Here is a 26310-nt window from a genome sequence, read left to right on the forward strand (position 1 = left end):
CCTGCGAAATCTGCTCCGCCGCGCCCATCGACGAAGCCTGTGTCACGCCCGCTCGCCCAACGAGGCACGGACGCTCGCGAGGCGCTGGTCGAGGCGGCGATGCAGGCGGATGCGTTCGTCCGGGGCGCCGCCGACGTGATCACCTTCAGCAAGGCGGATGAGATCGCCGCCGGCCTGAACGCCGCCGGGGCGACGGCCCTCAGCAGAATGACGCCGACGACGGAAGATGATCGGTCCTTCAGGGAGAACCTCGCGGCGGAACTCGCCGGCGAGCAGCGACGCGATGCGTTCGACAAGACCCACCGATCGACCGCACGGTCCGGGGGACAGGTTGCGGGCATGGGGCTTGGGCTCGCGGCCGGCAACATGGGAAGCGGGGCGGCGATCGTCCGCGCCTTACCGAACGGATCCCGTGTTGTGAGAAACGCGCAGCCGGTCCAACGCTTGGGCCTGGACATGCGCGGCGTTACGCGATTGTCAGCAGTCGGCGGGGCTACTGTAGGCGGCGGAGGCCAACTCGCGGCTGACATCGCCAGGGGCGAGCTGAGCGGCGCACGCGACTATGGAGCGGCGATGACGGCGGGAACTATCGGTGGCGTCGCGGGTCGCTTCGGTGGCTTGAAGTCGGCGGCGGCCGTCACTGGAGCCCTCACCCCGCTGAGCCAATCGCTTGCTGCAGGTGAAGCGAGCACGGTAGCGGAGCAGATTGACCGCGCGACGCATGGCGCATTGGGCGGCTTTGTCGCCGGACGGGCGGCGGGCGGGATCGGGACCTACGGCTCAAGCGCATTGTCGCCAAAGTGGAAGGGCCATCTTGGCGAAGGTCTGTCCTACGCAAAATCGATCGCCCGCGACAGGCGCGCGCCGAAGACGCAGGTCGTGCGAGAATTCGGGAAACGCAAAACGATCGCGGATCAGGAGCTGCTGGACGGGCTTCTCGAAGCGAAGTTTGGTCGCTGGGCGAAGCTGAGCGCCGGCCAGAAGGCGGCCCTTAGAGCGTTGGGGGCCAAGTACATCATTGATCACTATCTGCCGCGCGACGTCGGCCGCATCGTGGGGGTTGGCGCGGCGGTAGGCGCGGCTGGCCGGGCACCTGACGAGCGCGGCCCGCCGCAACACTGAGAGGTTCGCAGTTACCTCGGGCGGCATGAGTTGGCCGCCGTGGTTGTGGGAAGCGCTATGGGATTGGGGGGGCAAACGGCGTGTAGGTCATGGCGTCGTGGCCCCTAAACCGCACCGCTCCCTCCGTCTCCGACCAGCCCTTGGCGAGTTCAGCCGCCGCAGCGCCATCGCCCAGCAACACAACCGCGATCTCGTCGCACGGCGTCGTCGCGGCGCGGACGCAGACCACCGGGCCGGCGGGCAGAGGGTCTGAGCGCCAGAGCTCCACTAGGCCAGCGGCGGCTTGCGGGCTTTCTGCCTTCAGCTGGCGCCAGGGTTCCTCGGCGAAGGCGGCGAGGTCGGCGGTTCCGGCTTGCAGCGCGCTCAGCGCCGCCTCGTGGGTTCCGGCCTGCCGAACCTCCTTGAAGCGACCCGGCGCCACGCCGGCCTGCCGCAGCGCTGCGGCCTGGACCAGGGCTCCGGAGGTCGAGCCGGGCAGCACCTCGGCATAGCGCAGGCCCGCCGCCTTGGCCGGCAGGTCGCTCATCGCGGCGATCCCGGAGTCGCGCCGTGCGACCAGCACGCCGCGATAGCGCCCGGCGGTCGCGGGCGGCACGTCCAGCACCGCCACCGCCTGCACCTTGGGATCAGCTTGCACCGCCAGATAGGCGGCGAGGTTGGTCATGGCGACGTCGACCTCGCCGGCGGCGATCGCCTGGGCCAAGGCGTCCGGAGTCTCCAGCAGGACCACGTGCGTTTCGCGGCCCAGCGCCGCGCCCAACTGATCGGCCATCGGCTTCAGAGCCGCGGCGCGGTCGTATTTCGGATAGGCGTAGGTCGCCACCTTCAGCGGCGGCGGCGGGGAGGCGGCCAGTTGCGCGGCGAGCAGGAGCGCGATCATGCCCGCCGCGCCAGCGTTCCTAGAACACCACGACGCTTCTGATGCTCTCGCCCGCATGCATCAGGTCGAAGGCCTTGTTGATGTCTTCGAGCGGCATGACGTGGGTGATCATCGGGTCGATCTGGATCTTCCCGTCCATGTACCAGTCGACGATCTTCGGCACGTCGGTGCGCCCGCGGGCGCCGCCGAAGGCCGAGCCCTTCCAGACGCGGCCGGTGACCAGCTGGAACGGGCGGGTGGAGATCTCCTTGCCGGCCTCGGCCACGCCGATGATCACGCTCTCGCCCCAGCCGCGATGGCAGGCTTCCAGCGCCTGGCGCATGACGTTGGTGTTGCCGGTGCAGTCGAAGGTGTAGTCCGCGCCGCCGTCGGTCAGGGCGACCAGGTGTTGGACGATGTCCGCGCCGCCGATGTCGTTCGGATTGACGAAGTGGGTCATGCCGAACTTGCGGCCCCATTCCTCACGGTCGGGATTGATGTCGACGCCGACGATCATGTCGGCGCCCACCATCTTCAGGCCCTGGATGACGTTGAGGCCGATGCCGCCCAGGCCGAAGACGATACAGTTGGCGCCCGGCTCCACGCCAGCGGTGTTGACCACCGCGCCGACGCCGGTGGTGACGCCGCAGCCGATGTAGCAGGCCTTGTCGAACGGCGCGTCGGGCCGGATCTTGGCGACCGCGATCTCAGGCAGCACGGTGTAGTTCGAGAAGGTCGAGCAGCCCATGTAGTGGGCGATGGCCTGGCCCTTGTAGCTGAACCGGCTGGTGCCGTCCGGCATCTGCCCCTTGCCCTGCGTGCCGCGGATCGCGGTGCAGAGGTTGGTCTTGCGGCTAAGGCAGCTTTTGCACTGGCGGCACTCGGGCGTGTAGAGCGGGATCACGTGGTCGCCGGGCTTGACGCTGGTGACGCCGGGGCCGACCTCGACCACCACGCCCGCGCCCTCGTGACCGAGGATCGAGGGGAAGATGCCCTCAGAGTCCAGGCCGTCCAGCGTGTAGGCGTCGGTGTGGCAGATGCCGGTGGCCTTGATCTCGACCAGCACCTCGAACGCCTTGGGACCTTCCAGGTCGACCTCGACGATTTCCAGCGGCTTCTTGGCTTCGAAGGCGACGGCGGCGCGGGTCTTCATGGCGTCCTCATGGGCGGCGGGGGGTGTCGCCCCCCACTACGACGCGGCTTCCCGAAGGGAAAGCCACGATCAGCGTGAACTGCGCCGTGCGTCGACCGGCCAGATTTCCGACGACCCGTCCTCGTCGACGACGATCAGCGCGTCATAGAGGTTGATGGTCGGGTCGATGTGCCCGGGCTGCAGCCAGACCACGTCGCCGACCTTCGGCGCGTCGGCCGGCCAGGCGATCGACGCGTCCTCGTCCGCGGCGGTGATCCCGCCGGCGAAGTCGGACCCGGCCGCCTTGACCGCCCCCATCATCGCCGGGTGGAACAGGGCCGAATGCTCGTCGCCCATCGGCCGCCAGCGGGTTCCGTGCGGCGCTCCGGCGACCACGCGGGCCGGCGGGCCGTCGACCGAATGCGCCTTCAGGCCCGAGTCGCAGACCACGTGGGTCTTGTGGCGGGCCGAGACCACGCTGGTGGCGATGAACAGCGCTTGTTGGAACGGCCAGGCCTGGCCGTCGATGGCGCCGCAATCCTCGTACTCGACGTCCATGAACACATAGGATCCGGCCTGGATCTCGTTGAACACGCCGCTGGCCAGGTCCTCGACATAGGTGCCGGTGCCGCCGCCGGTGACCAACTCGGGCTTCAGTCCCGCCTCGGACAGTTCGCCGATCAGCGCGCCCAGCCGCTGGCGGGTCACCTGGCAGGCGGCGCGGCGCGCCTCCAGGTCGGCCAGATGCTGCAGATGGCCGAGATAAGCCTGGATGCCGCGATAGACGAGGCCCGGGGTCTGGCCGGCCAGCCGCGCCAGCGCCGCGACCTCTTCCGGCGGCACACCGGTGCGATGGGTGCCCAGGTCGATGTCGACCACCAGCCCGACGCTAGTCCCGGCCGCCGTCGCCGCCGCGCCCAGCCGCGCGATCTGGTCGGCGTCATCGGCGACCACGGCGATGTCGACGCCCGAGGCGGCGATGGCGGCGATCTTCTCGGCGCCCCATGGGGCCGGCGGCGAGGTGATCAGCAGGTCGCCCACGCCGGCGGCGGCATAACCCTGCGCCTCGCCGACCGTCTGGCAGCAGAGGCCGACCGCGCCCAGCTCGATCTGGCGGCGGCCCAGCCTCGTGCACTTGTGCATCTTGCCGTGGGCCCGCAGGCCGACGCCGGCGGCGCTGCACGCGGCCTGCATGGTCGCCAGGTTCGCCTCCAGCGCCGCGCGGCGCACGACCAGGGCCGGCGTCGTCGGCGGTTGGAATTGGAGGAGGGGGCCCAGGGTCTGCGTCACGGTTTCCTCGCCGGCGAATGGACGATGAGCTGGACTTCTACGAGCCCGGTCTCACCGAGGAGCCCGGTCGTACCAACCGCGGTCCAGGCTGGATAGGGCGCCTTTAGGTATTCGCCGACCACCTCCTCGAAGGCGGCGAACTGCTGGTCCTTGGTCCCGGCGAAGTTCGGCCCCTCCCAGACGTGGAACGAGTTGATCATCGCCACGTCGGCGAAGGTCGCGCCCGAGGCGGTCAGGATGGCTTTCAGCTGCTCGAAGCCGCGCCGGGCCTGGGCCTTGAAGGCGGCCGCGTCATTGCCTTCGCCGGGAGCGCGAAACACCACCACGCCGGAGACATAGAGCGTGTCGCCGGCCCGGCGCGCGGCGGCATAGCGCCACTCGTCATGCGCCTTCTTGGCCGCGGCGCTGGGCAGGATCACCTCGCCGCCGGGCGAGGGGAGGCGGATCGGGTAGTCCTGGGCGGCGGCGGGGCCGGCGGCCAGCAGCAGGACGGCGAGGATCAGGGCGCGCATGCGGGGCTCTCGTCTGGATAGCTGAGCTTCCGACAAGAACCCCGCGCGCGCCAGCGGCGAAGCGAGGGTCGACCGGGCGCGTCGTCCGGCCGACCAAGCGGCCTATTTCTTCGGCTTGGCGGCCTGGACCTCAATCTCGACCATCATGCCGGGCGCCACCAGTGCGGCGACCTGGCTCGTGATGCGGGCGGTCTTGTTCGGCTGAGCTTCGGTTCCGTAGAACTGCTTGTAGCCTTCCATCATGCCGGCGAAGTCCATCGCCCCGCCCTTGGCCGGGTCGCCGACCAGCAGCACCCGCATCATGAACACGTCGCCGTGGGTCAGGCCCTCGGCCTTCAGGATGTCCTCGATGCGCTTCAGGACGCCGATGGTCTGGGTCTTGGTGTCGCCGAACTCCGGCGGCGTCCCGGCCGGGGCTCCGGGGTTCAGCACCGGCGGGGTGATGCCGCTCACGTACATGATGTCGGTGCCGGCCGGCACCACGGCCGCCTGCAGGATCGGCGAGGTCGGCGCGCCGATCCGCTTGACCTGGGCGGCGGCGGGCGTGGCTGCGGCCAGCGCCAGCAAGGCGGCCGGCAGGATGAACTTTCGCATGAACTTCGGTTTCCTATGACTGAACTTGGCTATTGGGCAGGCGATGGCGGCGGCGATCAAGCCGCCGCGCGGGCTTCCACCAGCGCCCGCTCCTTCACTTGATCGTTGAGCGCTGCGATCGTGCGTTGCGCCGAGTACACCGCCCCTTCCTGCCAACCGGGCGTCTGGCTGAGGTGGGCGCCTGCAAAGTGCACACGCCCGTGCGGCCGGTTCAGCAGCCGGTATTCGGCCGAATCGAAGTGGCCTTCCTGCATGCCGCCGCGTTCGCCCCAGCGCGGCCAGGGCCCCATGTTGAAGGGGATCTTGCTCCAGTTGACGACCACCGGGTTGGTCAGGTCGCCTTCGTGGCCGGGGTGCAGCTTGCCGACCACGCTGCGGGCCATGGCGATCTGCTCGGCCAGCGGGCGTTTGGCGAAGCCCTCGGCGCGACCGCCCGAACCGTAGCAGGCCAGCAGCATCCCGCGTTCGGTGTGCAGGCCGTTGGACGGATACCAAATCAGGCTGGTCTCGCCGCCGACGAACGAGATGCCGCCGTAGATCTGCTCCTTCTCCCAGAAACGCGGCGAGTCGAAGCCGATCTTGTTGGAGAAGTCGTTGGGCACCGAGGCGATCGCCGCCTTCACGTCCTTGTCGAAGTTGTTGTCGATCTTGGCCAGCAGGGCCAGCGGCAGGGTGATGATCGTGTAGTCGCCCTCGACCGCCTGGGTCTTGCCGCTGAGGCGGTCGCGATAGGTGATCTTCACGCCCTTGCCGTCGGCGCGGATCTGCGTGACCTCGGCGTTCTTGATCACCGGGCTGCGGATCGCGCGCTCGAAGCCGGCGATGATCTGGTCCATGCCGCCGGTCGGCTGGAACATCGTCGCCTGCATGTTGATGTTGTCCTCGAACAGCGTCGCCCCGATCTGCGGATGGCCGATCAGGTCGCGGAACGCGGCCGGGTCCCGGGCCTTGGCGAACTGATCGGCCGCGCCTGGCGCTTGCAACAGGCCCGAACGCTCGGTGCCCTTGAACGCCATGTCGTCGCCGAGGTCGCCGTAGGCCTTGAGGAACGGCAGCAGCTTCTCCTTGTCCTCGAGCGACAGGTCCTGGTCGAGCGCGCCCTTGTTGACCGCCTTGGCCAGCAGCTCGGAGATGTAGCCGCGTGTGTCGTTGACCCCTTGGCGCATCTGCAGCTTCTTGCCGCCGTCGGCCCAGAGATATGCGCTGCGGCTGGAATTGATCTCGACCTCCAGCGGCACGCCCAGCTTGTTGCAGTACGAGAGCAGGCCCTGGTGATGGCTGGGAATCCGCGCCGGCCCGGCGTTCATGTAGAGACCGTCTGCGAAGCGCACGGTCTGCGTCTCCTCTCCGACCATCTCGACCTTGTCGCCGTTGCGCAGCGTCCAGTTACGCCCGCCCAGCCGGCCGCGCGCCTCCAGCAGCGTCACCGCGTAGCCGGCGCGCTCCAGTTCATAGGCCGCCACCAGGCCGGCGACGCCGCCGCCCAGGATCACCACCCGCTTGCCGCGCCCGGCGCCCGCGGCCATCGCGGGCGTCACCGCTGACGCTGCCGCGCCCATCAGGCCCAAGGTCCGCATCGCCGAATAGGTCGCGCCGTACCCGCCGGTCGCGCCTAGACGGTGAAGAAACAAACGCCGACTGATCCCCATCTCTCGAGTTTCCCAGATCAACCACCAAGGCGCTCATGACCCGCCTGCTAGCGCAGCGGTTCAAGCGACGGGGTGACTTAGGGACGCTCGGGTGAACGGCGTGACCATTCGCGCGCCGCTGGCGGCCCGAATATTCCGCATCCGGAACACTGCTCGAATCCGGCGGAATATCGATCTCGGAGGTATTGATTAAAAGCGGGCAGGGAGATGCCCAAACCTCGGGCAGCAGTCATTTCCTCGACGGCGTTATGCGGGGGCCTGATTGACAGACCTGGGATCCGGAGGCCCAGGTCGACGTCGAGGCCAACTGGGACTCGACGAGACCTACACCGTGACGCTCGGCGTTCGGAACATCTTCGACAGAAGATCCAGATGAAGTTCTGATCCTGCCGGGCCGCCCGACTTTCTCAGATCGACTTGCCCATCCGCACCAGCGGCACCTTCACGCCGTTCGAGGTCTCCGCCTCAAACGGCTCGATACGCTTATAGCCGGAGGCAGCATAGAGCGGCTCTCCGGCCATGGTCGCGGCCATCTCGCAACGGCTGAAGCCTTCGGCCTTCGCCTTGGCCTCGCAGGTCTCCAGGATCAGCCGCCCGACGCCGCGGCGCACGAAGCCGGGATCGGTGTACATCGCCCGCACCCGCGCCGGATCGGTGGCCGGATCGACCAGCGCCGCGTCGCGGCCGGCCGAATGGTCGCCGCCGAACAGCGTGGCGCGCCGGCTCCAGCCGCCGCAGCCGGCGATGACGTCGCCGGCCTCGACGACATAGTAGGTGCCGTCCTCGATCAGCTGAGTGTCAAGGCCCATGACCTCCTGCGAGGCCAGCACCTGCGCCGGCGGCAGGAAGGCCGGCAGCAACTCCTTGATCGCCCGGTCCATGACCCGTTTCAGGGCCGGGATGTCCTCGCGCGCGGCGGGGCGGATGTGCAGCGTCTGGGTCATGCCCCCTAGCTAGTGGCGCGGACCGTCGCCGTCATCCAGCGGCTTGCTCGCGCGGAACGCCTTGCCCCGACTTGGCCCAGATCGCGCAATGACGTACCAACCGGCCATGGCGAGCGCGTTCGATTTGTTCAAGTTGGGTGTGGGCCCGTCCAGCTCCCACACCATGGGTCCGATGACCGCCGGCGCGCGCTACGTGCAGCGGCTGGCCGACCAGGGCCGGCTCGCCCAGGTCACCCGGGTCGAGGTCGCGCTCTACGCCTCCCTGGCCCTGACCGGGCGCGGCCACGCCACCGACCGCGCGGTGATCCTCGGCCTTGCGGGCTTCGCGCCCGCTAGCATCGATCCGGACGCCGCCGACGACGCGCTTGAGACGATCACCGCCAGCGGCCGCCTGCGGCTGGGCGGGGAGGGACGCGAGATCGCCTTCGACCCATCCCGCGACATCCTGTGGCAAGGCCGCACCCGCCTGCCGCAGCACCCCAACGCCCTGGCCTTCCGCGCCTATGGCGGCGAGGTGTTGCTCGACGAGAAAACCTACTTCTCGATCGGCGGCGGTTTCGTCGTCGACGACGCCGGACTTGTAGCGAACGCCGCCCCGGCCCGGGCCGCGCCCGAACCCTATCCCTACGCCTCGGGCGCCGAGTTGTTGGCCCAGGCCCATGCCGCCGGCCTGACCATCGCCGAGCTGATGTTCGCCAACGAGGCCGCGGCGCGCACGCCGGCCGAGGTCGAGGCCGGCCTCGACGCCATCTTCGCGGCCATGGAGGCCTGCATCGAGCGCGGGCTGCGCCAGGACGGCTGTCTACCCGGCGGGCTCAAGGTCCGCCGCCGCGCGCGCCAGATCCACAGCGAGCTGATGGCCAAGGTGGAGCGCAACATTTCCGATCCGCTCGCCGCCCTCGACTGGGTCAACCTCTGGGCGCTGGCGGTGAACGAGGAGAACGCCTCGGGCGGCCGCGTCGTCACCGCCCCGACCAACGGCGCGGCCGGCCTGCTGCCGGCGGTCTTGCGCTACTACGACCGCTTCCATCGCGGCGGGCCCGAAGGGCGGCGGACCTTCCTGCTGACCGCCGCGGCGATCGGCGCGCTCTACAAGCGCAACGCCTCGATCTCGGGCGCCGAGGTCGGCTGCCAGGGCGAGGTCGGAGTCGCCTGCTCAATGGCGGCCGCGGGTCTCACCGCCGCGCTCGGCGGGACCAACGCCCAGATCGAGAACGCCGCCGAGATCGCCATGGAGCACAATCTTGGCCTGACGTGCGATCCGATCGGCGGTCTGGTTCAGATCCCCTGCATCGAACGCAACGCCATGGGGGCCGTGAAGGCCATCGACGCCTCGCGCCTGGCCCTGCTCGGCGATGGCCAGCACACCGTCAGCCTCGACAAGGTGATCGCCACAATGAAGCGCACGGGGGAGGACATGAGCGAGATCTACAAGGAGACTTCGCTCGGCGGCCTGGCCGTCAACATCGTCGAGTGCTGAGCCGATGAACGCCCGATGAACGGCGTTCTCAACGCGAGTTCAAGGCGCCCCGTCTACGCTCCAGGTACGGGCTGGGGCGTCCTACGAAAGGGACACACGAGATGAAGACCCTGATCGCCGCGCTCACCGGAGGCGCGATGCTGCTCGGCGCGACGCTCGCGGCGGCGAACCCCGCCCCGGACGCCGCCGCGCCCCAGCGGCCGCTTGGCGTCGACGCCCGCATTCCGTTCGCCAACAGCACCGGCATCCGCAACTTCCAGGCCGACGGCGACAACGCTCTCTGGATCGAGGGGCAGCGCGGCGAGTGGTATCGCGCCGAGCTTTTCGGCCCATGCATCGGTCTCGATCATGCGATGAAGGTCGGTTTCGTCACCCGCGGGACCAGCACCCTCGACCGCTTCGGCCAAGTTCTGGTGGACGGCTCGAAGTGCCAGATCGCCAGCCTGGTGACCTCGGCCCCTCCGCCCGCCAAGGCCAAGAAGACCAAGGCGTCCTGAGGCTCAGGGGCGCTCCACGGTCAGCTTGAACACGACCGCCTGGCCGCCCAGCGAACCGCCCAGCAGCGCTTCGCCGGGACGGCTCGCGTCGATGTCCGAGAGGTAGAGGTTCGAGCCTGAATCCAGCAACTTCGGCGCCGACACCGCCCCGTCGGGCCGGAGCGTGAGGAGCATCGCGCCGACGTGGGTATTCATCTCGCGCGGGGCGTAGGGATCGGGCTGCGCAAGGGGCCCGGTGCGGTAGTCGACCTGGCTCAGCTTGGCTGCGGCGATCAGCGCGCCGCCGTCCGTCGTCGCCCCCAGCGCCCGCACCTCCGACCATCCAAGGCTTTCGTCGCGATAGACCAGCCGGGATTGCAGACCTGCATCCAGCGCAATCACGCCTGCTTTCAGGTCGGCCTCGCAACTCGCCATGAAGCCGCCGCCCAACAGCACCTGGCCGTCCCGCGCTAGCGCCGTGGGCGCGGTCCATCCGGTCAGCTGCTGCGAGGCGACCAGCGCGCCGCTTTTCCGATCTCGCAACTCGGCCCAGGTGATCGGCACGCCCATGCAGGGCGCCAGATCATAGTCGTCCTCGCCCAGCGCCTGCCGCGGGGCGGGCGGGTGGCGCACCGAGTAGGTGAGCAGCACGCGATGGCCCAGCGGGGTGAGGGTGGCGTCCTCGATAGCGACGCCCTGCGGCGGCGTGGCCGTGAACAGCAGGCGCGGCGGCTGCGCGCCGTCGATCAGCATCACCCGCAGTTGGTCGGCGCCGTCCCGGCCGGCGGCCCGCGTGCGCCCGGCGCTGTCGGCGATAGCGACCAGGGCCTGGCCCGTGCCAAGCGTCACGCCTGTCGCTGCGAGCGAATCCATGCCTTCGGGCCGCTCCCCGACCCAGCTCGCCCGTAAGGCGCCGCTGGCCTTGTCCAGCGTCTCGATGACGGGAGCCGTACGCCCGTCGGCGCCAGCGTGCCCGCCGCCGACCAAGATCGCAGGGCCCATCTCGACCATCAGCCAGGTCGGGGCCGACAGCTGCATCTCGCGCCGCCAACGGCCGCTCAGCCCCGTTCCGGCCTTCGAAGCTCCATCCGAGAATCGGGTCAGCACCTGCTCACCGAGGCGCTGCAACGCGACAACCTCGCCCTGGACCCCGGAGATCGGTTCCACCGTGAGCTTGCCCGCGCTTGGTGGCGGCGGCGGCGGCCGGGCGCCGTCGCCCAGCACGATCAGCGGGGCCCAGAAGCGCGGATGCAGATAGGCCCGCGCCGGCGGCGCGGCCAGGAACGACCGCTGCGCCTGCGCCAGCGCCAGGGCCGGGCTCTCGCCGTGATCGGTCCGCAGCGTGGCGAAGGTGGTGGCGACGACTTCCTTCGTCGTCTCCGAATCCACCGCCCACAACGATCCCAGCGTCGAAGGCACGCCCGCCACCGCGAAAGCCGAGGCCAGGGCCGGCAATTCGCCGGCCATCTGCGCGACGTCGTAGTTGGCGGTGTTGCAGGCCGACAGCACCACGAACCGCGCCCCCAGGTTCAGGTCGGCGATCTCCGAGGCGGTCAGCAGCCCGTCGTCGAGCGGGTCTGCCGACGACACCGGCGTCAGCGCCAGCGCTGGCTCGCTCAGCCCCTCGATCTCGTCGCGGATCAGGCCATGGGTCGCGAACGACAGATAGCGGTAGGAGCCCAGCAACTGCCCGCGCACCGCGCGCTCGGTCGCCGCGTTCTGGACCAGCAGCTTGGTCGAGGCGAACCCCTTGGCGGAGCGCTCCAGCTCGTCCTTCGTCTCCGGCAGCGGCGCCAGGGCGGCCAGGGCCGCGCTGCGCGATCCCTGCAGCAGCATCCTGGCCCGGTCCTCGCCCTGCGCGGTCGCCCCGCTTAGCACCGGGTCTCCGACGCCGAGGAAGTCGAAGTCCGAGGCTGAGGCCAGAGTCCCCGAGCGCGCCGCCAATATCGCGCCGGGCGATCCCGCATAGCTCACCGCATGGCGCCGCACGAGCCAGTCGGCCTGCGCCAGGTCGTAGCCCTCACCCAGCCTCGGCGGCGCGGCGGCGAGCAGCACCGACAGCGGCAGCGGCGTGACCGAAGGGCTGGCCAGCCACAGCAGGTGGTCGCCGTCGCGCACGCAGCCTTCGAATGGGGCGATCAGCAGCTTGTGCAGCCGCATCGCAGCCTGCACCGGAAACTGCGCGTCGAGCGCGTCCGAGGGCGCGTGGCTGGCGGTCAGCGCCGCCTGCAGGATTCTGATGTCCAGCGTCGCCTGCGGCAGGTCGGCGGGCGCGGTCAGCCGCACCACCTGATCATGTCGCACGCACATGTAGGCCATGCCGCCGGGGATCATCGCCACGCTCAGCGCCGCCTCGCCGGGCCGCAGCGCAGCCTGAAAGCGCTTCAGGTCGACCAGATTCGGGCCCGTCGCCGCCGCGTCGATCTTCTCGAGCCGCACGGCGAAGTCGCGCAGGGTCCCGCGCACGGCGGCGTCGTGGGTCAGCGGCGCCTCGATGGCCGCCGCCTGCGCACGCGTTGGCAGTTTGGCGATCTCGCCGCGCTCGAAGGCGTCACGGCGTGCGCGCAGCCTCAGACCCTGATGGATCGCCCGGCGTTGAAGGCTGTCGCCGGCTCCGGCCAGGGTGGTCAGCGCCTCGGCGTCGCCGTTGGCCCCGGTCTGACCGGCCAGTTGGAACAGCGCGAAGATCGTCTCGTCAGCGCCGGTCGCGCTCTGGTCGGCTTGGGTGAGTGCGAAGGAAATCAGAATCTGCTCGATCGCGCCCGGCCGTCGCGCCGAGCCGACGCCAGCTGGCTGTGTCTGCCGGGCCGCCGCTACGATCCGGCGCCCGGCCTCGCCCAGGCCGGCCTGCCGCGCCGCACCCGGCGGCAGCGCCAGGGCGCGACCGGCCGTGCGATAGATCCCGGCGATGGCCGCGTTCGCGCCCGCGTCCGGCTCGTAGGGCGCTGGCTTCGCCAGCGCCTCGGCCGCGACCGGGTCGGGCTGCTGTTCGATCGCCGCGACCAGGGTCCGCGTCGCCAGATAGGCGGTCTCTTCGAACTGCGCGGGCGTGCGGGCTCCGCGGCGGTAGAGCTTGGCGTAGGGATGCTCGTCCAGCGCCGCCCGCGCGCAGTCCACCTTTAGCAGCGCCGCGCAGGCCGCGGCCTTGCGGGTCAGGGCCTGGGCGAGGACGTAGTCGCGGTCGGCGTCTTCCAGTTCGATCGCCTGAACTGTGGCGCTCGCCACGTCGAGCACCGCGATCGCCCGCCGGAAGTCGCCGCGCTCCAGCAGCTGCTCGGCCTCGATGAGCCGATAGTTGAGCGCATCGACGCTGAGCGGCGGCAGCGAGGCGGCGATGAACCCGCCGCCGGCCCGGTAGAGCCCATAGGCCCGATCGCTCTCGCCCAGCGCCCGCAGGCTGTCGATGGCGTCCGAGAGCGCCCAGGCGACCAGGAACCTATCCTCCTGCGGATTGCGCAGGGACGCGATGAGCGACAGCGTCTTGTCGACGTTGTTCCGCGCCCCGACATAGTCCTTGCGCTCCAGCCGGATGTTGGTCGCCAGCACCTGGCGGCGCAGATAGAGCCCGGGATTGTAGGCGTTCTCCTGGCGCCAAAGCTCGCCGTCGAGAATCCGCGCGGTCACGCCCGGCGCGCCGTAGACGAAGCGGCCGTAGTCCTGGAAGTAGCCGGTTTGACGGATGTCCTCGCGCCGCTGCAGATCGTTCGGCGTCGCTGGCGGGGCCATCGCCAGGTACTTCGGAACCTGCGCGATCACGCAGTCGTCGGCGCGAGCGTGGATGCAAAGTTCCAGCAGGGTGCGGGTCGTGGACCGCCGGGCGGCCGGATCCAGGCCGTCGCCGGCCAACCGCTGCTCCAGCATCTGCCGAGCGGTCTGGCCCTTGCCCTGAAAATACAGACCCCAGGCCGACGGCTCGGCCGCCACCGCCGGTTGCGAGCTGAGCAACATGGCGCTTGCGAGGGCGCTCCATGCCGCTAGGCTTCGCGCGGGCGAAGTCATCAGGGGGAAAGGCGCCATGCGGCGGCTCCAGATTTGCGCGGCGGTGTTGCTCCTAGCTTCACCATCCTACGGCCTAGCGCAATCGGCGGTAGGCCGTGCGGGCGGCGCGATGCCCGCCCCCGGCCCTGATGCGGTCGACGCCAAGCGCCCGATCGGTGCTGCTCCGTCGCTGCCCGGCGCGCAAGCTGCGCGCTACGCCGCGGCGCTGGACGGCGCGGCGGCCGAGACCCGGCAGGTCACTCGCGGGGTCAAGGACGCCCAAGTCTATCAATCCGCCTCGCCCTCCGTGGTGCTGGTGCTGGCCGGCGCCGCCTTCGGCTCCGGCGCGCTGATCAGCGCCGATGGCAAGATCATCACCAACCTTCATGTCGTCGGCGACGCCAAGGAGGTCGGGGTGGTGTTCAAGCCGGCGGCTGAAGGGGCGTCCTTCGGCAAGGCCGATGTGCGCCGCGCCAAGGTGATCCGCCGCGACGAGGTCGCCGACCTCGCCCTGCTGCAGGTCTCCGAAGTTCCGGCCGGGGTCAAGCCGCTGGCGGTGGCCGCCCCCGGGGCGGTGCAGGTCGGCTCGGACGTCCACGCGATCGGCCACCCGACCGGTCAGGCCTGGACCTACACGCGCGGCATCGTCAGCCAGGTGCGCAAGGACTACGCTTGGCGCACCGAGATGGGTATCGATCACAAGGCGACGGTCGTGCAGACCCAGACGCCCATCAATCCGGGCAACTCCGGCGGTCCGCTGCTCGACGACAACCTCAAGATCATCGGCATTAACAGCTTCAAGAGTGACGGCGAGGGGCTGAACTTCGCCGTCTCGGCCGACGACGTGCGCATCTTTCTGGGTTTGAAGGAAGACCGCCGCGCCGCCCGTTCGACCGCGCAGCGCGCGACCTCGGCCAGCGGCGACTGCGAGCCTGCGGCCCTCAAGGAATGGGCCGTCAGCGACCCCAAGGGTCTCGGCTACCTGATCGACTTCAATTGCGATGGGCGGGGGGACTTCGTGCTGATCGAGCCGGCCCGGAAGAGCGACCCGCACACCTACCTGTTCGACCACGACGGCGACGGCAGGATCGACGCCGAGATCACCGACCTCGGCCGCGACGGCGATTTCGACCAAGCGTTGCTCGATGTCGACGGCGACGGGGAATACGACCTGATCGGCGAATTCAAGCCCGGCGAGTCCGACCCCTACCGCTACGAACGCATTGCAAAATGAGGGCGGGGATGGCGGTGAGAGAGGGATTCGAACCCTCGATAGGCTTTCACCTATACACGCTTTCCAAGCGTGCGCGATCGACCACTCCGCCACCTCACCACAGGCCTTGAGAGGCCCATGGCCCCTCGCGGAAGCCGCGCAATATACTCATGACGCCCTCACGGGCAAGCCGCGTTCCGCGCGAATTCGCCGGACGTGCAATCGGGCGCGGGCGATCTTATGTTCCGGGCCAACTCACATCGATCGGGCGCGCCATGATCTTCGCCAAGAAAAACCTCGAGCTACCCACTGTCGACACCGCCCTGCCGGGCCGACCGGCCCCGCTGCCGACCGCCGAAATCCACTTCGTCAATGGCCGCCCGCTGAAGGGCCCCTATCCGGACGGCCTGGAAGTCGCCGACTTTGCGATGGGCTGCTTCTGGGGCGTGGAGCGCAAGTTCTGGCAGGTCCCCGGCGTCTGGGTGACCGCCGTCGGCTATCAGAACGGGATCACCCCCAATCCGACCTATGAGGAGGTCTGCAGCGGCGGCACCGGCCACGCCGAGGCGGTCCGTGTCGTCTACGACCCGCGCGTGGTCACCTATGAGGATCTCTTGAAGGTGTTCTGGGAGAACCACGACCCGACCCAGGGCATGCGCCAGGGCAATGACATCGGCACCCAGTATCGTTCGGGCATTTACGTCCACAACGACGCCCAAGCCGCCGCCGCGGTCGCCTCGCTGCAAGCCTACCAGCAGGCCCTGTCGGACAAGGGCTACGGGGCGGTGACCACCGAAATCGACGAGGCGCCGGAGTTCTATTTCGCCGAGGACTATCACCAGCAGTACCTGGCGAAGAATCCGGCCGGCTACTGCGGCATCGGCGGCACCGGCGTCACCTGTCCGATCGGCGTCGGCGTCAGCGCGTGACGCGCGAGGAGGTCGAGGCGATCGCCCTGGCCCTGCCGGCGGCCGAAAAGGTCATCCAGTGGGGCGGGTCGGAGGTCTACAAGGTCGGGGGCAAGGTGTTCGCCATCTGCGGCCTGCGCGGTGGCCTGTCTTTCAAGGTCAGTGAAATCGGCTTCATGGCGCTGACCGACGAGGGCGGGCCGGGCCGTCAGGCGCCCTATCTCGCCAAGGGCAGCTGGGTGATCGTCGACCTGGACGACGCCGGGGCCGACGAAGCGCGGGGCTGGGTCGCCGCCTCCCACGAACTGATCGCCGCCAAGCTGACTCGCAAGGCGCGCGCCGAACTCGGCCTCTAGTCGTTGCGGTTCTCGAGCAGCCCGCGGATGTCGCTCACCGCCCGGGCCGAAGGCGAGTGTCGCTGGCGCATGAACAGCAGCGCGACGGCCGATATCGTCACCGCCAGGAAGGCGAACGGACCGAACAGCCAGGCCGCGGCGGCCAGGGCGAAGTAGTAGCCGCGCACCCCGCGATTGAACGACGACAGCGCCGGGTTCAGCAGGCGGGCCGCGGCTTCGCCATAGGCGCGCTGGAACCCTTTGTCTTCGGTGGTCGGCGTCGCCCCTATCACCGCCAGGCAGTAGTTCATCTGCCGGATCGCCCAGATGAAATCGAGCAGCCCGCGGGCCAGGGCCAGCAGCACCAGCGCGATCTGCGCCTCGAACAGCATCCGCGAGGAGGTCTTCAGCACCATCAGGCTCGAGGCGCTGCGGAACGCGCCTTCGCCGCCGAACAGCACGCCGGCAGCGCCGGCGATCAGGATCAGGTTGGACGAGGCGAAGAACGAAGCCGAGTTCAGAGTGTGGCCCAGCAGTTGGCCGTCCATGAACTTGTTCTCACGGCCGGCCATGGTCCGCATCCAGGCGGCGCGCACGACGGTCATGTCGGTGTTGATCAGCCCCTTGCCGCGGGCCAGCGTCTTCAGCAGCGGCTCATAGGCCAGCCAGACGACCGTGAATAAGGCGAGCGCGACGATATCCGCGCTCGAAAGGACATCGATCAGCTTCACTGAGGTTCGTTCCGGTGGCTAGCGGCCCAATGGTACGGCGCCTCGCGCCAAATCGGCTAGCGGTCGGCGACGTCGGCGGTGTGGATGGCGCCGTCGCCCTGCTTGACGCCCAGCGCGTACAGCAGGCCGATGAACCAGCCCTTGGTCACGTGCAGCAGCAACAGGGTGACGATCGCCAGCGGGATCAGCGTCGCCGGCAGCACGATGACGGGCGAGGCCTCCCAGATCACCGGGAAGATCAGCAGAGGGGCGACGACCAGGTGGCCGACGATCAGGATGGTGAAATAGGCCGGGCCGTCGTCGGCCGGATACTTGGCCAGGTTCAGCTCGCAGTGCGGGCAGGTGGGCTGCACCTTCAGATAGCGGCTGAACAGCCTGCCTTCACCGCAGGCCGGGCAGCGGCCCTTCAGGCCGCGGAGCATCGATTGCACGAACATGGACACGATACCTGGGTGACGTGGCGCCGGGATATGCGCCTTGACGGACGTCAATGAAAGGGGCTGCGCGGCCGCATCTGCAGGAACATCGCCGCGCCGCCGGCTTTAAATCTGCAGGTGGACGACCGATCTCCGGTCCCCCGGTGCAAGGGAGCGCCCGATGAGCGAGCAACGCCATACCCCTGCCGAGAAGGATCCGCACGGCCACGTGGGCCCCGCGACCCCGGCCGAGGACGTCTCGCGCGGCGCCGATCCGGCGGTGGTGCCGCCGAACGACAAGGCCCGTATCGCCGAGGAGGCGTCCCGCGAGGAGGACGCCTAAGCGCTTAGCGCTTCATGTCGTTGGCGGCGCCGGTGACAGCTGCGCCGGCGGCCTGGGCGTCACGGCCGATGCCGGCCACCGTGTTGCAGGCCGAGGTCATCAGGGCGGCGGCGACGGCGGCCAGGACGATGATCTTGCGCATGGAAAGTCCCCCGAATGGTTCGGCCGCGTCTTGGCCAAGCTTCCTGGCGGCTTTTAGGCCTGCGCCGGGCCTCTGATCAACCGGCGCGATCGACGTTAGGCTGATGTATGGACCGCGAACCGCTCGCCGCGCTGGTGCTGGCCGCCCACCTGGCGGTCATCGCCTTCAATCTGTTCGGACTGGTCGCCATTCCGCTGGGGGCCGCACGGGGGTGGGCGTTCGTGCGCGTGCGCTGGTGGCGGGGCCTGCACCTGGCCTCGATGGCCATGGTGGCGGTCCAGGCCCTGGCCGGCCGCGCCTGTTTCCTCACAGTCTGGCAGGACGATCTTTCGGGCGCGAGCGGGCGGGCCCCGCTGATCATGCGGGTCGTCAACGGCCTGATCTACTGGCCGCTGCCGATATGGGCGTTCACCGTGGCCTACGCCGCGGTGTTCGTCTACGTGTTGGCCCTGTGGAAGCTGGTCCCGCCGGGTGGCTCTAATCGGCGTCCATCTTCAGGGCGGCGATAAACGCTTCCTGCGGAATCTCGACCTTGCCGAACTGACGCATGCGCTTCTTGCCGGCTTTCTGCTTGTCCAGCAGCTTGCGCTTGCGGCTCATGTCCCCGCCATAGCACTTGGCGGTCACGTCCTTGCGCAGCGCGCGGATGGTCTCGCGGGCCACGATCCGGCCGCCGATCGCCGCCTGCAGCGGGATCTGGAACTGGTGCGGACTGATCAGGTCCTTCATCTTCTCGACCATGCCGCGGCCGCGGGTCTCGGCCCGGTCGCGGTGGACCAGCATAGACAGCGCGTCGACCGGCTCGGAATTCACCAGGATCGACATCTTCACCAGGTCGCCGACCCGGTAGCCTTCGATCGTGTAGTCGAACGACGCATAGCCCTTCGAGACGCTCTTCAGCCGATCGTAGAAGTCGAACACCACCTCGTTCAGCGGCAGGTCGTAGACGACGAGCGCGCGGCTGCCGACATAGCTCAGCTCCCGCTGCTCGCCGCGGCGGTCCTGACAGAGCTTGATGACCGAGCCCAGGTACTCGTCCGGGGTCAGGATCGTCGCCTTGATCCACGGCTCGCTGATGTCCGCGATCTTGACCGGATCGGGCATGTCGGCCGGGTTGTGCAGCTCGATCTCGCTGCCGTCGGTCATGTGGATCTTGTAGACCACGCTAGGCGCGGTCGCGATCAGGTCCAGGTCGAACTCGCGGCTCAGCCGCTCCTGGATGATCTCCAGGTGCAGCAGCCCCAGGAACCCGCAGCGGAAGCCGAAGCCGAGCGCGGCGCTGGTCTCCATCTCGTAGGTGAAGCTGGCGTCGTTCAGGCGCAGACGGCCGATGGCCGCGCGCAGGTCCTCGAAGTCGGCCGCGTCGACCGGAAACAGGCCGCAAAACACCACCGACTGGGCGACGCGGAAGCCGGGCAGCGAGTGCTCGGTCTGGCGCTTTTCTTCGGTGATGGTGTCGCCGACGGCGGCGTCGGCCACCTGCTTGATTTGGGCGGTGATGTAGCCGATCTCGCCGGGGCCGAGCTCGGCGACCTCGGTCTGCTTGGGCCGGAACACGCCGATCTTGTCCACCTGGTGGGTGGCGCCGGCGTTCATCATCCGCACCTTCATGCCGGCCTTCAGCACGCCGTCGATCACGCGCACCAGCACCACGACGCCCAGGTAGGGGTCGTACCAGGCGTCGACCAGCAGCGCCTTCAACGGCGCTTCGCGGTCGCCCTTCGGCGCGGGCAGGCGGGCGACGACGGCCTCCAGCACCTCGGCGATGCCTTCGCCGGTCTTGGCCGAGCACAGCACCGCGTCCGAGGCGTCGATGCCGATGACGTCCTCGATCTGCTGGCGCACCCGGTCGGGCTCCGACGCCGGCAGGTCGATCTTGTTCAGGACCGGCACGATCTCATGGTTGTTGTCGATCGCCTGATAGACGTTGGCCAGGGTCTGGGCCTCGACGCCCTGCGAGGAGTCGACGACCAGGATCGAGCCCTCGCACGCGGCCAGCGAGCGGCTGACCTCATAGGCGAAGTCGACGTGGCCGGGGGTGTCCATCAGGTTCAGGACATAGGTCTCGCCGTCCTGTGCCTTGTACTCCAGGCGCACGGTCTGGGCCTTGATGGTGATCCCGCGCTCGCGCTCGATCTCCATGTTGTCCAGAACCTGCTCGGTCATCTCGCGCTTGGTCAGCGCGCCGGTCTCCTGGATGAGCCGGTCGGAGAGGGTCGACTTCCCGTGGTCGATGTGAGCCACGATCGAGAAGTTGCGGATGCGGGAAAGGGGCGTCGTCATTGCGCCCGCCCTCTACCACATTCGGAGCGGTTCGCGAGTAGGCCGTCTGCGACGGGACCTCATGGTTAATCGCCCGTTAAGCCTGACCGCCGCATTCATGCCCTCTGGGGATGTGAGGCTCGTTCAAGCTTCAAGGGAATTTCATGGACCGCCGCACGCTGATCGTTTCGGGACTGGCCACGCTTGGAACCGCGGGCTGCGCGACCGCCCAGCCGGGCGGGCCGGGCGAACTGCCGCCGCCGAGCCCGAGCGCCACCGCCAATCCGAGCTATTCGACCGGTCAGGCCGAAACCTATAGCCGTGACGAACTCGTCAACAACGTCTCCGACTTCCTGGGCGTCACCGCCGAGGCGGCCGGCGGCGCCGTCGAGCGCGCCTTCCAGGACAACGGCCGTCCGACCGCCTATATCGCCGGCGAGGAAGCCTCCGGCGCCTTCGTGGGCGGGGCGCGCTACGGCCGCGGCCTGCTCTATATGAAGAACCGCCAGCCAATCGAAGTATTCTGGCAGGGTCCGTCGGTCGGCTGGGACTTCGGCGGCAACGCCAGCCGGGTCTTCACGCTCTGCTACAATCTCCAGTATCCGGAAGTGATCTTCCAGCGCTTCCCGGGTGTCGAGGGCTCGGCCTATCTGGTCGCCGGCCTGGGCGTGAACTACCTGCGCTCGGATGACATCATCCTGGCGCCCATCCGCACCGGCGTCGGCGTCCGCCTCGGCGCCAATGTCGGCTATCTTGGATTCAGCAGGACTCGGCGCACCCTGCCGTTCTGAGGAACCTGAGGGGGCGGCGCGATGCGGCCGGTCAGCGACACCAAGTGGGTCCATTGCATGACCCCGGCCGGCGACAAGCTGGTCTTCGCCGCGCGGCCTGAACTTCGCGATCGCCACAAGTCGGTGGTGGTGCTGATCCACGACGTGCTCAGCACGCCCGGCGCCATGGCCCCCTGGTTCGCACGCCTGGAGCCCGAGGCCGAGGTCATGCTCGCCTCGCTGCCAGGCCACGGCGTCGCCCCGCCGCTGTCCTCGCCCGGCTGGGACGAACTGGTCGCCGGCCTGCACCAGAGTCTGCGCACTGTGGTGCCAGGCCGGCGCGTTCTGGTGGCTGGGCTGGGCCTCGGCGGTGTCCTGGCCCTTGCGCTCGGCGCACACGGCTACGCCGCGGTCGCCTTCGACCCCTTCTTCGCCACCGCCGGCCGCTGGCCGCTGGAGATCGCGCTCGAGCGCACAGCCGCGCGCGGCGAACTGCCAGTTCCCGAATTCATGTTCGAGGCGCTCGGCTGGCGCGACGGGGCGATCGTCCAGAATCGCAGCTATGGCGGCCTGCTCGACCGCCTGAAGGCGCCGGCCCTAATCGTTTGCGGCGACGTGCCTCTCGCCCCGCCGCGCGACCTGGCCATGGCCCCCTCGCTGATGGATGAGGCCGATCACGCTCTGCTCGCCGCCTATCCGAACCTGCGGGTGAAGATCGCTCCGGGCTGCGGCCACGACGTCCTCGGCCAAGCGACCGACCTCTGCCGCGACATCATCCTCGACGAGCTGGCCCGCGCCTGACGCTCAACGCCTCAGTGCTTGTCGACCTTGGCCGCCAGCCAGTCCATCAGCGCCAGCAGCACGCCGGAGAACACGAAGGTCACGTGGATGACCACCAGCCACATCAGACTGCGGTCCGACAGCTCCTTGCCTTCCGACAGCTCCATGAACGCCTTCAGCAGCGCGATGGCCGAGATCGCCACGATCGAGGCGATCAGCTTCATCTTCAGGCCGGAGAAGTCGACCGTGCCCATCCAGCCGGGCCGATCCTCGTCGTTGGCGGTGTCGATCTTGGAGACGAAGTTCTCGTAGCCCGAGAATATCACGATCAGCAGAAGGTTGCCGGCCAGCGACAGGTCGATGAGCTTCAGCACCATCATGATCGCCTGGTTGGGCGTCATGGTCAGCAGGCCCGACAGTTCGTGGACCGCCTCGTTGAAGAACACCACCAGCAGCGCCGCCAGCGCCCCGACCAGCCCGACATAGAACGGCGCCATCAGCCAGCGCGAATGGAACAGCCCGGACTCCAGCCAACGCTCGGCGGCGGGTTTCTGTTTGCGGCTCGGGGTCTGGGGCATGGCCTCGGGGTCTCTCATCGATCTGGAGAGACCCCAAGGCGCAGTTTCACGTCAAGCGCGCAGCTTGGCGCTCACGGCCTTTTCAGCGGCGGCGACAACCTTGGCCGACAGCGCCTCGATCTCGGCGTCGGTCAGGGTCTTCTCCCGCGGCTGCAGCAGGATCTCCACCGCCACAGACTTGGAGCCTTCGGCCACGCCCTGGCCGCGATAGACGTCGAACACGCGGGCCTGCGTGATCAGCGCCTTGTCGGCGCTGGCCACGGCCTTGATCAGGTCGCCGGCGGTCACCGCCTCGTCGACCACGAAGGCGAAGTCGCGCGACAGCGGCATCAGGGCGGACAGCTCCAGCGCCGGCTTGGTCTTGGTCGACTTCTTCTTCGGCTCGGGCACGTTGTCGAGCACCAGCTCGAAGCCGAGCACGGGCCCCTCGACGTCCAGCGCCTTAAGGATGCGCGGGTGGATCTCGCCGAACTCGACCAGCGCGTTCTTGCCCAGCCGCAGCGCCGCCGAACGGCCCGGATGCCACCAGTCCGACAGCCCGCCCTGGACGGTCTGCAGCGAGCCCGTCGGCGCGCCCAGGTCCTCCAACAGCGACAGCACGTCGGCCTTCAGTTCGAACAGGGCGTCGGCCGCCCCGCCGTCCCAGCGCCGCGGCGGGTGGGGGGCGACGACGGCGCTGATCGCGGTCAGCTGGTCGGCCGGCTGGTCGCCCTTGTAGATCGGGCCGATCTCGAACAGCGCCACGTCCGGGAATCCGCGGCGCGCGTTGCGGCCGGCCGCCTCGATCAGGTTCGGCAGGATCGAGGGCCGCATGCAGTCGAGATCCGAGGCGATCGGGTTCGTGATCACCAGCTCCGGCTGGCCGCCGCCGAACAGGGCCGCGGTCTCGCGCTTGGTGAAGCTCCAGGTTATGGTTTCGGCATAGCCCTTGGCGGCCATCGCCCGGCGTCCGGTGCGCATGCGCGCCTGGCGGACGGTCAGCACGCCGCCGGCCGGCCGCGCCATCTCGGGCAGGGCCGAGGCGGGCAGGGCGTCGTAGCCCTCGATGCGCGCCACTTCCTCGACAAGGTCGGCCTTGCCTTCCACGTCGCGGCGCCAGGTCGGCGGCTGCACCTTGTCGCCGTCGATGACGAAGCCGAGGTCGGTCAGAATTTGGTCGATGCGGGCGGCCGGCAGGTCCAGGCCCGACAGCTGCTTCACATAGGCCCGGTCGAAGACGACGGCCTCCGGTGCGGCCGGGGCCTCGCCGACCACGGTCACTTCCGACGGCTCGCCGCCGCAGAGCTCCAGGATCAGCTTGGTGGCCAGCTCCAGGCCGGGGACCTGACTGGCCGGATCCACCGTGCGTGCGAAGCGGTACTGGGCGTCCGAGGTGATCCCGGTCGTGCGACCGGTCTGCGCGATGCGGATCGGGTCGAACCAGGCGCTCTCGACGAAGACGTCCGTGGTCTCGTCGCTGCAGCCGGTCGACAGACCACCCATCACCCCGCCCAGGCCGATGGCGCCCGAGCCGTCGGCGATGACGGTGATCTCCGGCGTGACCGCATAGGTCTTGCCGTCCAGGGCCTCGACGCTCTCGCCGTCCTTGCCGGCGCGGGCCTCGATGAAGCCGCCGGAAAGCTTGCTGACGTCATAGACGTGCAGCGGCCGGGCGCGGTCGTAGGAGATCAGGTTGGTGACGTCGACCAGGGCGTTGATGGGGCGCAGGCCGATCGAGGTCAGCTTCTGCTGCAGCCAGGCCGGCGAGGGGCCGTTCTTGACGCCGCGGATCAGCCGGCCGGTGAACTGGCGGCAGCCGTCCGAACCGTCCAGGCGGATCTCGATGGGGTTGGCGAACGTGCCCGCCACCGGCGCGACCGAGACGTCCTTCAGCTTGCCGAGGCCCGCGGCGGCCAGGTCGCGCGCGATACCGACCACGCCCAGCCAGTCGGGGCGGTTGGGGGTCACTTCGAAGTCGATCACCGCTTCCAGGCCCAGCGCCTGCGCCACCGGCGTGCCGACCGCCAGCGTGTCCGGCAGCTCCATGATGCCGTCGGACTCCGACGCAGTCTCCAGCTCGGAGGCCGAGCACAGCATGCCGTGCGAGACGACGCCGCGGACCGGCTTCTCGACCAGGGTCACGCCCAGGCCCGGCACATAGGCGCCGATCGGGGCGTAGACGACGGTGATCCCGGCCCGCGCGTTCGGCGCGCCGCAGACGATCTCCTTGCGGCCGTCGCGGGTGTCGACCTGGCAAACGCGCAGGCGGTCGGCGTTCGGGTGCTGCACGGCTTCGACGATCTTGGCGACCGAGAACGCGGCCAGCTTGGCGGCCGGGTCGTCGACGTGTTCGACCTCCAGCCCGGCCATGGTCATGGCGTCGACGACCTGCTGGGTCGTGGCGTCGGTTTCGAGGTGGTCTTTCAACCAGGAGAGCGTGAATTTCATCGAGTGCGTCTCTCTAGATCCTCCCCCACTGGGGGAGGTGGCGTTCGGAGCGAAGCGACGAACGACTGAGGGGGCCAGCGGCCGCTGGGTTCGAAGGCCCCCTCAGTCCGCTTCGCGGACAGCTCCCCAGCGGGGGAGCATCTGATCGGTAAGGCTCAGGAGAGCCCCGAGGCCTGGTTGGGCGCCGCATAGGGGCTGAAGCCGTAGTGCTCCAGCCATCGCACGTCGCTGGCGAACATGTCGCGCAGGTCGGGCATGCCGTACTTCAGCACCCCCAGACGGTCGACGCCGCAGCCGAACGCGAAGCCCTGCCAGACGTCCGGATCCAGGCCGCAGTTGCGCAGCACGTTCGGATGCACCATCCCGCAGCCGAGGATCTCCAGCCAGTCGGTGCCCTGGCCGATCTTCACCTCGCCGCCGGAGCGATCGCACTGCACGTCCATCTCGGCGCTGGGCTCGGTGAACGGGAAGTGGTGCGGGCGGAAGCGGGTGACCACTTCGGGCGTCTCGAAGTAGCGCGACAGGAAGGTCTCCAGCGTCCACTTCAGGTGGCCCATGTGGATCGCCTTGTCGATCACCAGGCCTTCGATCTGGTGGAACATCGGCGTGTGGGTCTGGTCGCTGTCCTTGCGGAACGTGCGGCCCGGCACGATCACGCGGATCGGCGGCTCCTGCCCGTTGGCGATCCAGCTCGGCAGCTTCTCGTTGACCGCATGCATGACCCGCACCTGCACCGGGCTGGTGTGCGTGCGCAGCACCTTTCGCTCGCCGTTGGCGTCCTCCGGCAGGAAGAAGGTGTCGTGCATCTCCCGCGCCGGGTGCTTGGGCGGGAAGTTCAACGCCGTGAAGTTGTTGAAGTCGGTTTCGATGTCCGGGCCTTCCGCGACCGAGAAGCCCATCTCCGCGAACACCGCGATCATCTCGTCCATGACCTGCATGGTCGGGTGGACGCTGCCCTTGCGGCGCGGCGGCGCGGGCAGGGTCAGGTCGACCTTCTCGGCCGCCAGCTTGGCGTCGAGTTCGGCCGCCTCCAGCACCTGCTTGCGCGCGGCGATGGCGGCCTGAACCCGGTCGCGCAGGCCGTTGATCTGCGGGCCGCGCTCGCGCCGCTCATCGGGGCTCATGCCCCCCAGCGACTTGAGCAGGTCGGAAATGGAGCCGGACTTGCCGAGGGCGGAGACGCGCACTGCCTCAAGGGCGGCGGCGTCGCCCGCGCCTTCGACGGCGGCGAGGATGTCAGCTTCGAGTTGGGCGGTCATAGCGGCTCGTCTAAGGGATCGGATGGAGCGCGGGAAGCGGAGACAGCAAAAAGCCCTCCGGCGGTCCTCGCCGGAGGGCTTCTCGAATGCTCAGTGAGTCTGACGACTCA

Annotated in this window: 25 protein-coding genes and 1 tRNA gene; 10 read left to right on the top strand and 16 right to left on the bottom strand. The window is 69.1% G+C overall.

The genetic code is table 11. The features are described from left to right. Positions 1–39: 39 nt before the first annotated feature. Complete coding sequence (locus tag GGQ61_RS09220) at positions 40–1122, top strand: hypothetical protein (protein WP_183771749.1); 1083 nt, start codon at positions 40–42, stop codon at positions 1120–1122. A gap of 55 nt (positions 1123–1177) precedes the next feature. On the opposite strand, the gene GGQ61_RS09225 is transcribed toward GGQ61_RS09220, so the two are convergent. The 7 genes from GGQ61_RS09225 to GGQ61_RS09255 form a co-directional block, all read right to left on the bottom strand. Then, complete coding sequence (locus GGQ61_RS09225; protein ID WP_183771751.1) at positions 1178–2002, bottom strand: phosphate/phosphite/phosphonate ABC transporter substrate-binding protein; 825 nt, start codon at positions 2000–2002, stop codon at positions 1178–1180. Positions 2003–2021: 19 nt separating this feature from the next. Continuing rightward, a complete protein-coding gene (locus GGQ61_RS09230) occupies positions 2022–3134 on the bottom strand; it encodes an S-(hydroxymethyl)glutathione dehydrogenase/class III alcohol dehydrogenase (protein ID WP_183771753.1) in 1113 nt (370 codons plus the stop codon). A 69-nt stretch (positions 3135–3203) separates the two neighbouring features. Next, on the bottom strand, positions 3204–4403 hold the full coding sequence (locus GGQ61_RS09235) for a DSD1 family PLP-dependent enzyme (protein WP_343056101.1): 1200 nt from the start codon (positions 4401–4403) through the stop codon (positions 3204–3206). Beyond that, positions 4400–4915, bottom strand: coding sequence for a Rid family hydrolase (locus GGQ61_RS09240; protein WP_183771755.1), 516 nt, complete (start codon positions 4913–4915; stop codon positions 4400–4402). Before GGQ61_RS09240 ends, GGQ61_RS09235 begins: the two co-directional genes overlap by 4 nt. 102 nt (positions 4916–5017) lie before the next feature. Further along, on the bottom strand, positions 5018–5509 hold the full coding sequence (locus GGQ61_RS09245; protein ID WP_183771757.1) for a RidA family protein: 492 nt from the start codon (positions 5507–5509) through the stop codon (positions 5018–5020). A 56-nt stretch (positions 5510–5565) separates the two neighbouring features. Further along, positions 5566–7140, bottom strand: coding sequence for a flavin monoamine oxidase family protein (locus tag GGQ61_RS09250; protein ID WP_246370596.1), 1575 nt, complete (start codon positions 7138–7140; stop codon positions 5566–5568). Positions 7141–7565: 425 nt separating this feature from the next. Further along, positions 7566–8102 carry a GNAT family N-acetyltransferase gene (locus GGQ61_RS09255; protein WP_183771761.1) on the bottom strand — a complete coding sequence of 179 codons (537 nt, stop codon included), beginning with the start codon at positions 8100–8102 and terminating at the stop codon, positions 7566–7568. Between the two features lie 88 nt (positions 8103–8190). Here GGQ61_RS09255 and GGQ61_RS09260 point away from each other — a divergent pair, with 88 nt between their 5' ends. After that, complete coding sequence (locus GGQ61_RS09260; protein WP_281372649.1) at positions 8191–9582, top strand: L-serine ammonia-lyase; 1392 nt, start codon at positions 8191–8193, stop codon at positions 9580–9582. Positions 9583–9683: 101 nt separating this feature from the next. Then, positions 9684–10079, top strand: coding sequence for a DUF6491 family protein (locus GGQ61_RS09265; RefSeq protein ID WP_183771763.1), 396 nt, complete (start codon positions 9684–9686; stop codon positions 10077–10079). Between the two features lie 3 nt (positions 10080–10082). Here GGQ61_RS09265 and GGQ61_RS09270 read toward each other — a convergent pair whose 3' ends face one another. Continuing rightward, a complete protein-coding gene (locus GGQ61_RS09270) occupies positions 10083–14006 on the bottom strand; it encodes a CHAT domain-containing protein (RefSeq protein WP_183771764.1) in 3924 nt (1307 codons plus the stop codon). A 160-nt stretch (positions 14007–14166) separates the two neighbouring features. Between GGQ61_RS09270 and GGQ61_RS09275 the strand changes: the two genes are divergently transcribed. After that, positions 14167–15270, top strand: a complete 1104-nt coding sequence (locus GGQ61_RS09275; protein WP_183771766.1) for a S1C family serine protease — start codon at positions 14167–14169, stop codon at positions 15268–15270. A 9-nt stretch (positions 15271–15279) separates the two neighbouring features. On the opposite strand, the gene GGQ61_RS09280 is transcribed toward GGQ61_RS09275, so the two are convergent. Next, positions 15280–15369: transfer RNA gene (locus GGQ61_RS09280), tRNA-Ser, on the bottom strand. 155 nt (positions 15370–15524) lie between these two features. Here GGQ61_RS09280 and msrA point away from each other — a divergent pair. Beyond that, positions 15525–16178: a peptide-methionine (S)-S-oxide reductase MsrA gene (msrA, locus tag GGQ61_RS09285; protein WP_183771768.1), complete on the top strand. Its 654-nt coding sequence runs from the start codon at positions 15525–15527 to the stop codon at positions 16176–16178. Further along, on the top strand, positions 16175–16513 hold the full coding sequence (locus tag GGQ61_RS09290) for an MmcQ/YjbR family DNA-binding protein (protein WP_343056102.1): 339 nt from the start codon (positions 16175–16177) through the stop codon (positions 16511–16513). Before msrA ends, GGQ61_RS09290 begins: the two co-directional genes overlap by 4 nt. Here the strand turns inward: GGQ61_RS09290 and GGQ61_RS09295 are convergent. Continuing rightward, positions 16510–17223: a DUF599 family protein gene (locus tag GGQ61_RS09295; protein ID WP_183771770.1), complete on the bottom strand. Its 714-nt coding sequence runs from the start codon at positions 17221–17223 to the stop codon at positions 16510–16512. The genes GGQ61_RS09290 and GGQ61_RS09295 overlap by 4 nt on opposite strands. A gap of 56 nt (positions 17224–17279) precedes the next feature. Beyond that, the gene (locus GGQ61_RS09300) at positions 17280–17660 is read right to left on the bottom strand and encodes a DUF983 domain-containing protein (protein ID WP_183771772.1); all 381 of its coding nucleotides are present in this window, start codon (positions 17658–17660) and stop codon (positions 17280–17282) included. A gap of 160 nt (positions 17661–17820) precedes the next feature. Here GGQ61_RS09300 and GGQ61_RS09305 point away from each other — a divergent pair, with 160 nt between their 5' ends. Beyond that, entirely contained in the window at positions 17821–17982 is a 162-nt protein-coding gene (locus GGQ61_RS09305; protein WP_183771774.1) for a hypothetical protein, read from the top strand. Between the two features lie 4 nt (positions 17983–17986). Here the strand turns inward: GGQ61_RS09305 and GGQ61_RS09310 are convergent, their stop codons facing one another. Then, positions 17987–18124, bottom strand: coding sequence for a hypothetical protein (locus GGQ61_RS09310; protein WP_056017034.1), 138 nt, complete (start codon positions 18122–18124; stop codon positions 17987–17989). A gap of 107 nt (positions 18125–18231) precedes the next feature. Here GGQ61_RS09310 and GGQ61_RS09315 point away from each other — a divergent pair, with 107 nt between their 5' ends. Further along, complete coding sequence (locus GGQ61_RS09315) at positions 18232–18633, top strand: DUF2784 domain-containing protein (protein ID WP_183771776.1); 402 nt, start codon at positions 18232–18234, stop codon at positions 18631–18633. Here GGQ61_RS09315 and lepA read toward each other — a convergent pair. Further along, on the bottom strand, positions 18602–20407 hold the full coding sequence (gene lepA / locus GGQ61_RS09320) for a translation elongation factor 4 (protein WP_183771778.1): 1806 nt from the start codon (positions 20405–20407) through the stop codon (positions 18602–18604). The genes GGQ61_RS09315 and lepA overlap by 32 nt on opposite strands. A gap of 143 nt (positions 20408–20550) precedes the next feature. On the opposite strand from lepA, the gene GGQ61_RS09325 reads away from it, so the two are divergent. After that, positions 20551–21177, top strand: a complete 627-nt coding sequence (locus GGQ61_RS09325; protein WP_183771780.1) for a DUF1134 domain-containing protein — start codon at positions 20551–20553, stop codon at positions 21175–21177. A 21-nt stretch (positions 21178–21198) separates the two neighbouring features. After that, positions 21199–21957 (top strand): alpha/beta fold hydrolase, encoded by a 759-nt coding sequence (locus GGQ61_RS09330; RefSeq protein ID WP_183771782.1) that lies wholly within the window; start codon positions 21199–21201, stop codon positions 21955–21957. Positions 21958–21968: 11 nt separating this feature from the next. Here the strand turns inward: GGQ61_RS09330 and GGQ61_RS09335 are convergent, their stop codons facing one another. From GGQ61_RS09335 to pheS, 3 genes are all read right to left on the bottom strand, one after another. Further along, positions 21969–22514 carry a TIGR00645 family protein gene (locus GGQ61_RS09335; protein WP_183771792.1) on the bottom strand — a complete coding sequence of 182 codons (546 nt, stop codon included), beginning with the start codon at positions 22512–22514 and terminating at the stop codon, positions 21969–21971. Positions 22515–22565: 51 nt separating this feature from the next. Further along, positions 22566–24941: a phenylalanine--tRNA ligase subunit beta gene (gene pheT, locus GGQ61_RS09340; protein WP_183771794.1), complete on the bottom strand. Its 2376-nt coding sequence runs from the start codon at positions 24939–24941 to the stop codon at positions 22566–22568. Positions 24942–25096: 155 nt separating this feature from the next. Next, a complete protein-coding gene (gene pheS, locus GGQ61_RS09345; protein ID WP_183771796.1) occupies positions 25097–26200 on the bottom strand; it encodes a phenylalanine--tRNA ligase subunit alpha in 1104 nt (367 codons plus the stop codon). Positions 26201–26310 lie beyond the last annotated feature (110 nt).

The organism is Phenylobacterium haematophilum (genome assembly GCF_014196295.1).
GTDB classification, from domain to species: Bacteria; Pseudomonadota; Alphaproteobacteria; order Caulobacterales; family Caulobacteraceae; genus Phenylobacterium; species Phenylobacterium haematophilum.

Excerpts from the sequence above, each read along its gene's own strand:
- GGQ61_RS09270 (WP_183771764.1), bottom strand. The coding sequence starts at position 14,006 with ATGTTGCTCAGCTCGCAACCGGCGGTGGCGGCCGAGCCGTCGGCCTGG.
- pheT (WP_183771794.1), bottom strand. The coding sequence starts at position 24,941 with ATGAAATTCACGCTCTCCTGGTTGAAAGACCACCTCGAAACCGACGCC.
- GGQ61_RS09335 (WP_183771792.1), bottom strand. The coding sequence starts at position 22,514 with ATGCCCCAGACCCCGAGCCGCAAACAGAAACCCGCCGCCGAGCGTTGG.
- GGQ61_RS09260 (WP_281372649.1), top strand. The coding sequence starts at position 8,191 with ATGACGTACCAACCGGCCATGGCGAGCGCGTTCGATTTGTTCAAGTTG.
- GGQ61_RS09330 (WP_183771782.1), top strand. The coding sequence starts at position 21,199 with ATGCGGCCGGTCAGCGACACCAAGTGGGTCCATTGCATGACCCCGGCC.
- GGQ61_RS09315 (WP_183771776.1), top strand. The coding sequence starts at position 18,232 with ATGGACCGCGAACCGCTCGCCGCGCTGGTGCTGGCCGCCCACCTGGCG.
- GGQ61_RS09240 (WP_183771755.1), bottom strand. The coding sequence starts at position 4,915 with ATGCGCGCCCTGATCCTCGCCGTCCTGCTGCTGGCCGCCGGCCCCGCC.
- GGQ61_RS09265 (WP_183771763.1), top strand. The coding sequence starts at position 9,684 with ATGAAGACCCTGATCGCCGCGCTCACCGGAGGCGCGATGCTGCTCGGC.
- GGQ61_RS09275 (WP_183771766.1), top strand. The coding sequence starts at position 14,167 with ATGCCCGCCCCCGGCCCTGATGCGGTCGACGCCAAGCGCCCGATCGGT.
- GGQ61_RS09230 (WP_183771753.1), bottom strand. The coding sequence starts at position 3,134 with ATGAAGACCCGCGCCGCCGTCGCCTTCGAAGCCAAGAAGCCGCTGGAA.
- GGQ61_RS09245 (WP_183771757.1), bottom strand. The coding sequence starts at position 5,509 with ATGCGAAAGTTCATCCTGCCGGCCGCCTTGCTGGCGCTGGCCGCAGCC.
- lepA (WP_183771778.1), bottom strand. The coding sequence starts at position 20,407 with ATGACGACGCCCCTTTCCCGCATCCGCAACTTCTCGATCGTGGCTCAC.
- msrA (WP_183771768.1), top strand. The coding sequence starts at position 15,525 with ATGATCTTCGCCAAGAAAAACCTCGAGCTACCCACTGTCGACACCGCC.
- GGQ61_RS09305 (WP_183771774.1), top strand. The coding sequence starts at position 17,821 with ATGAGCGAGCAACGCCATACCCCTGCCGAGAAGGATCCGCACGGCCAC.
- GGQ61_RS09310 (WP_056017034.1), bottom strand. The coding sequence starts at position 18,124 with ATGCGCAAGATCATCGTCCTGGCCGCCGTCGCCGCCGCCCTGATGACC.
- GGQ61_RS09325 (WP_183771780.1), top strand. The coding sequence starts at position 20,551 with ATGGACCGCCGCACGCTGATCGTTTCGGGACTGGCCACGCTTGGAACC.
- GGQ61_RS09225 (WP_183771751.1), bottom strand. The coding sequence starts at position 2,002 with ATGATCGCGCTCCTGCTCGCCGCGCAACTGGCCGCCTCCCCGCCGCCG.
- pheS (WP_183771796.1), bottom strand. The coding sequence starts at position 26,200 with ATGACCGCCCAACTCGAAGCTGACATCCTCGCCGCCGTCGAAGGCGCG.
- GGQ61_RS09300 (WP_183771772.1), bottom strand. The coding sequence starts at position 17,660 with ATGTTCGTGCAATCGATGCTCCGCGGCCTGAAGGGCCGCTGCCCGGCC.
- GGQ61_RS09255 (WP_183771761.1), bottom strand. The coding sequence starts at position 8,102 with ATGACCCAGACGCTGCACATCCGCCCCGCCGCGCGCGAGGACATCCCG.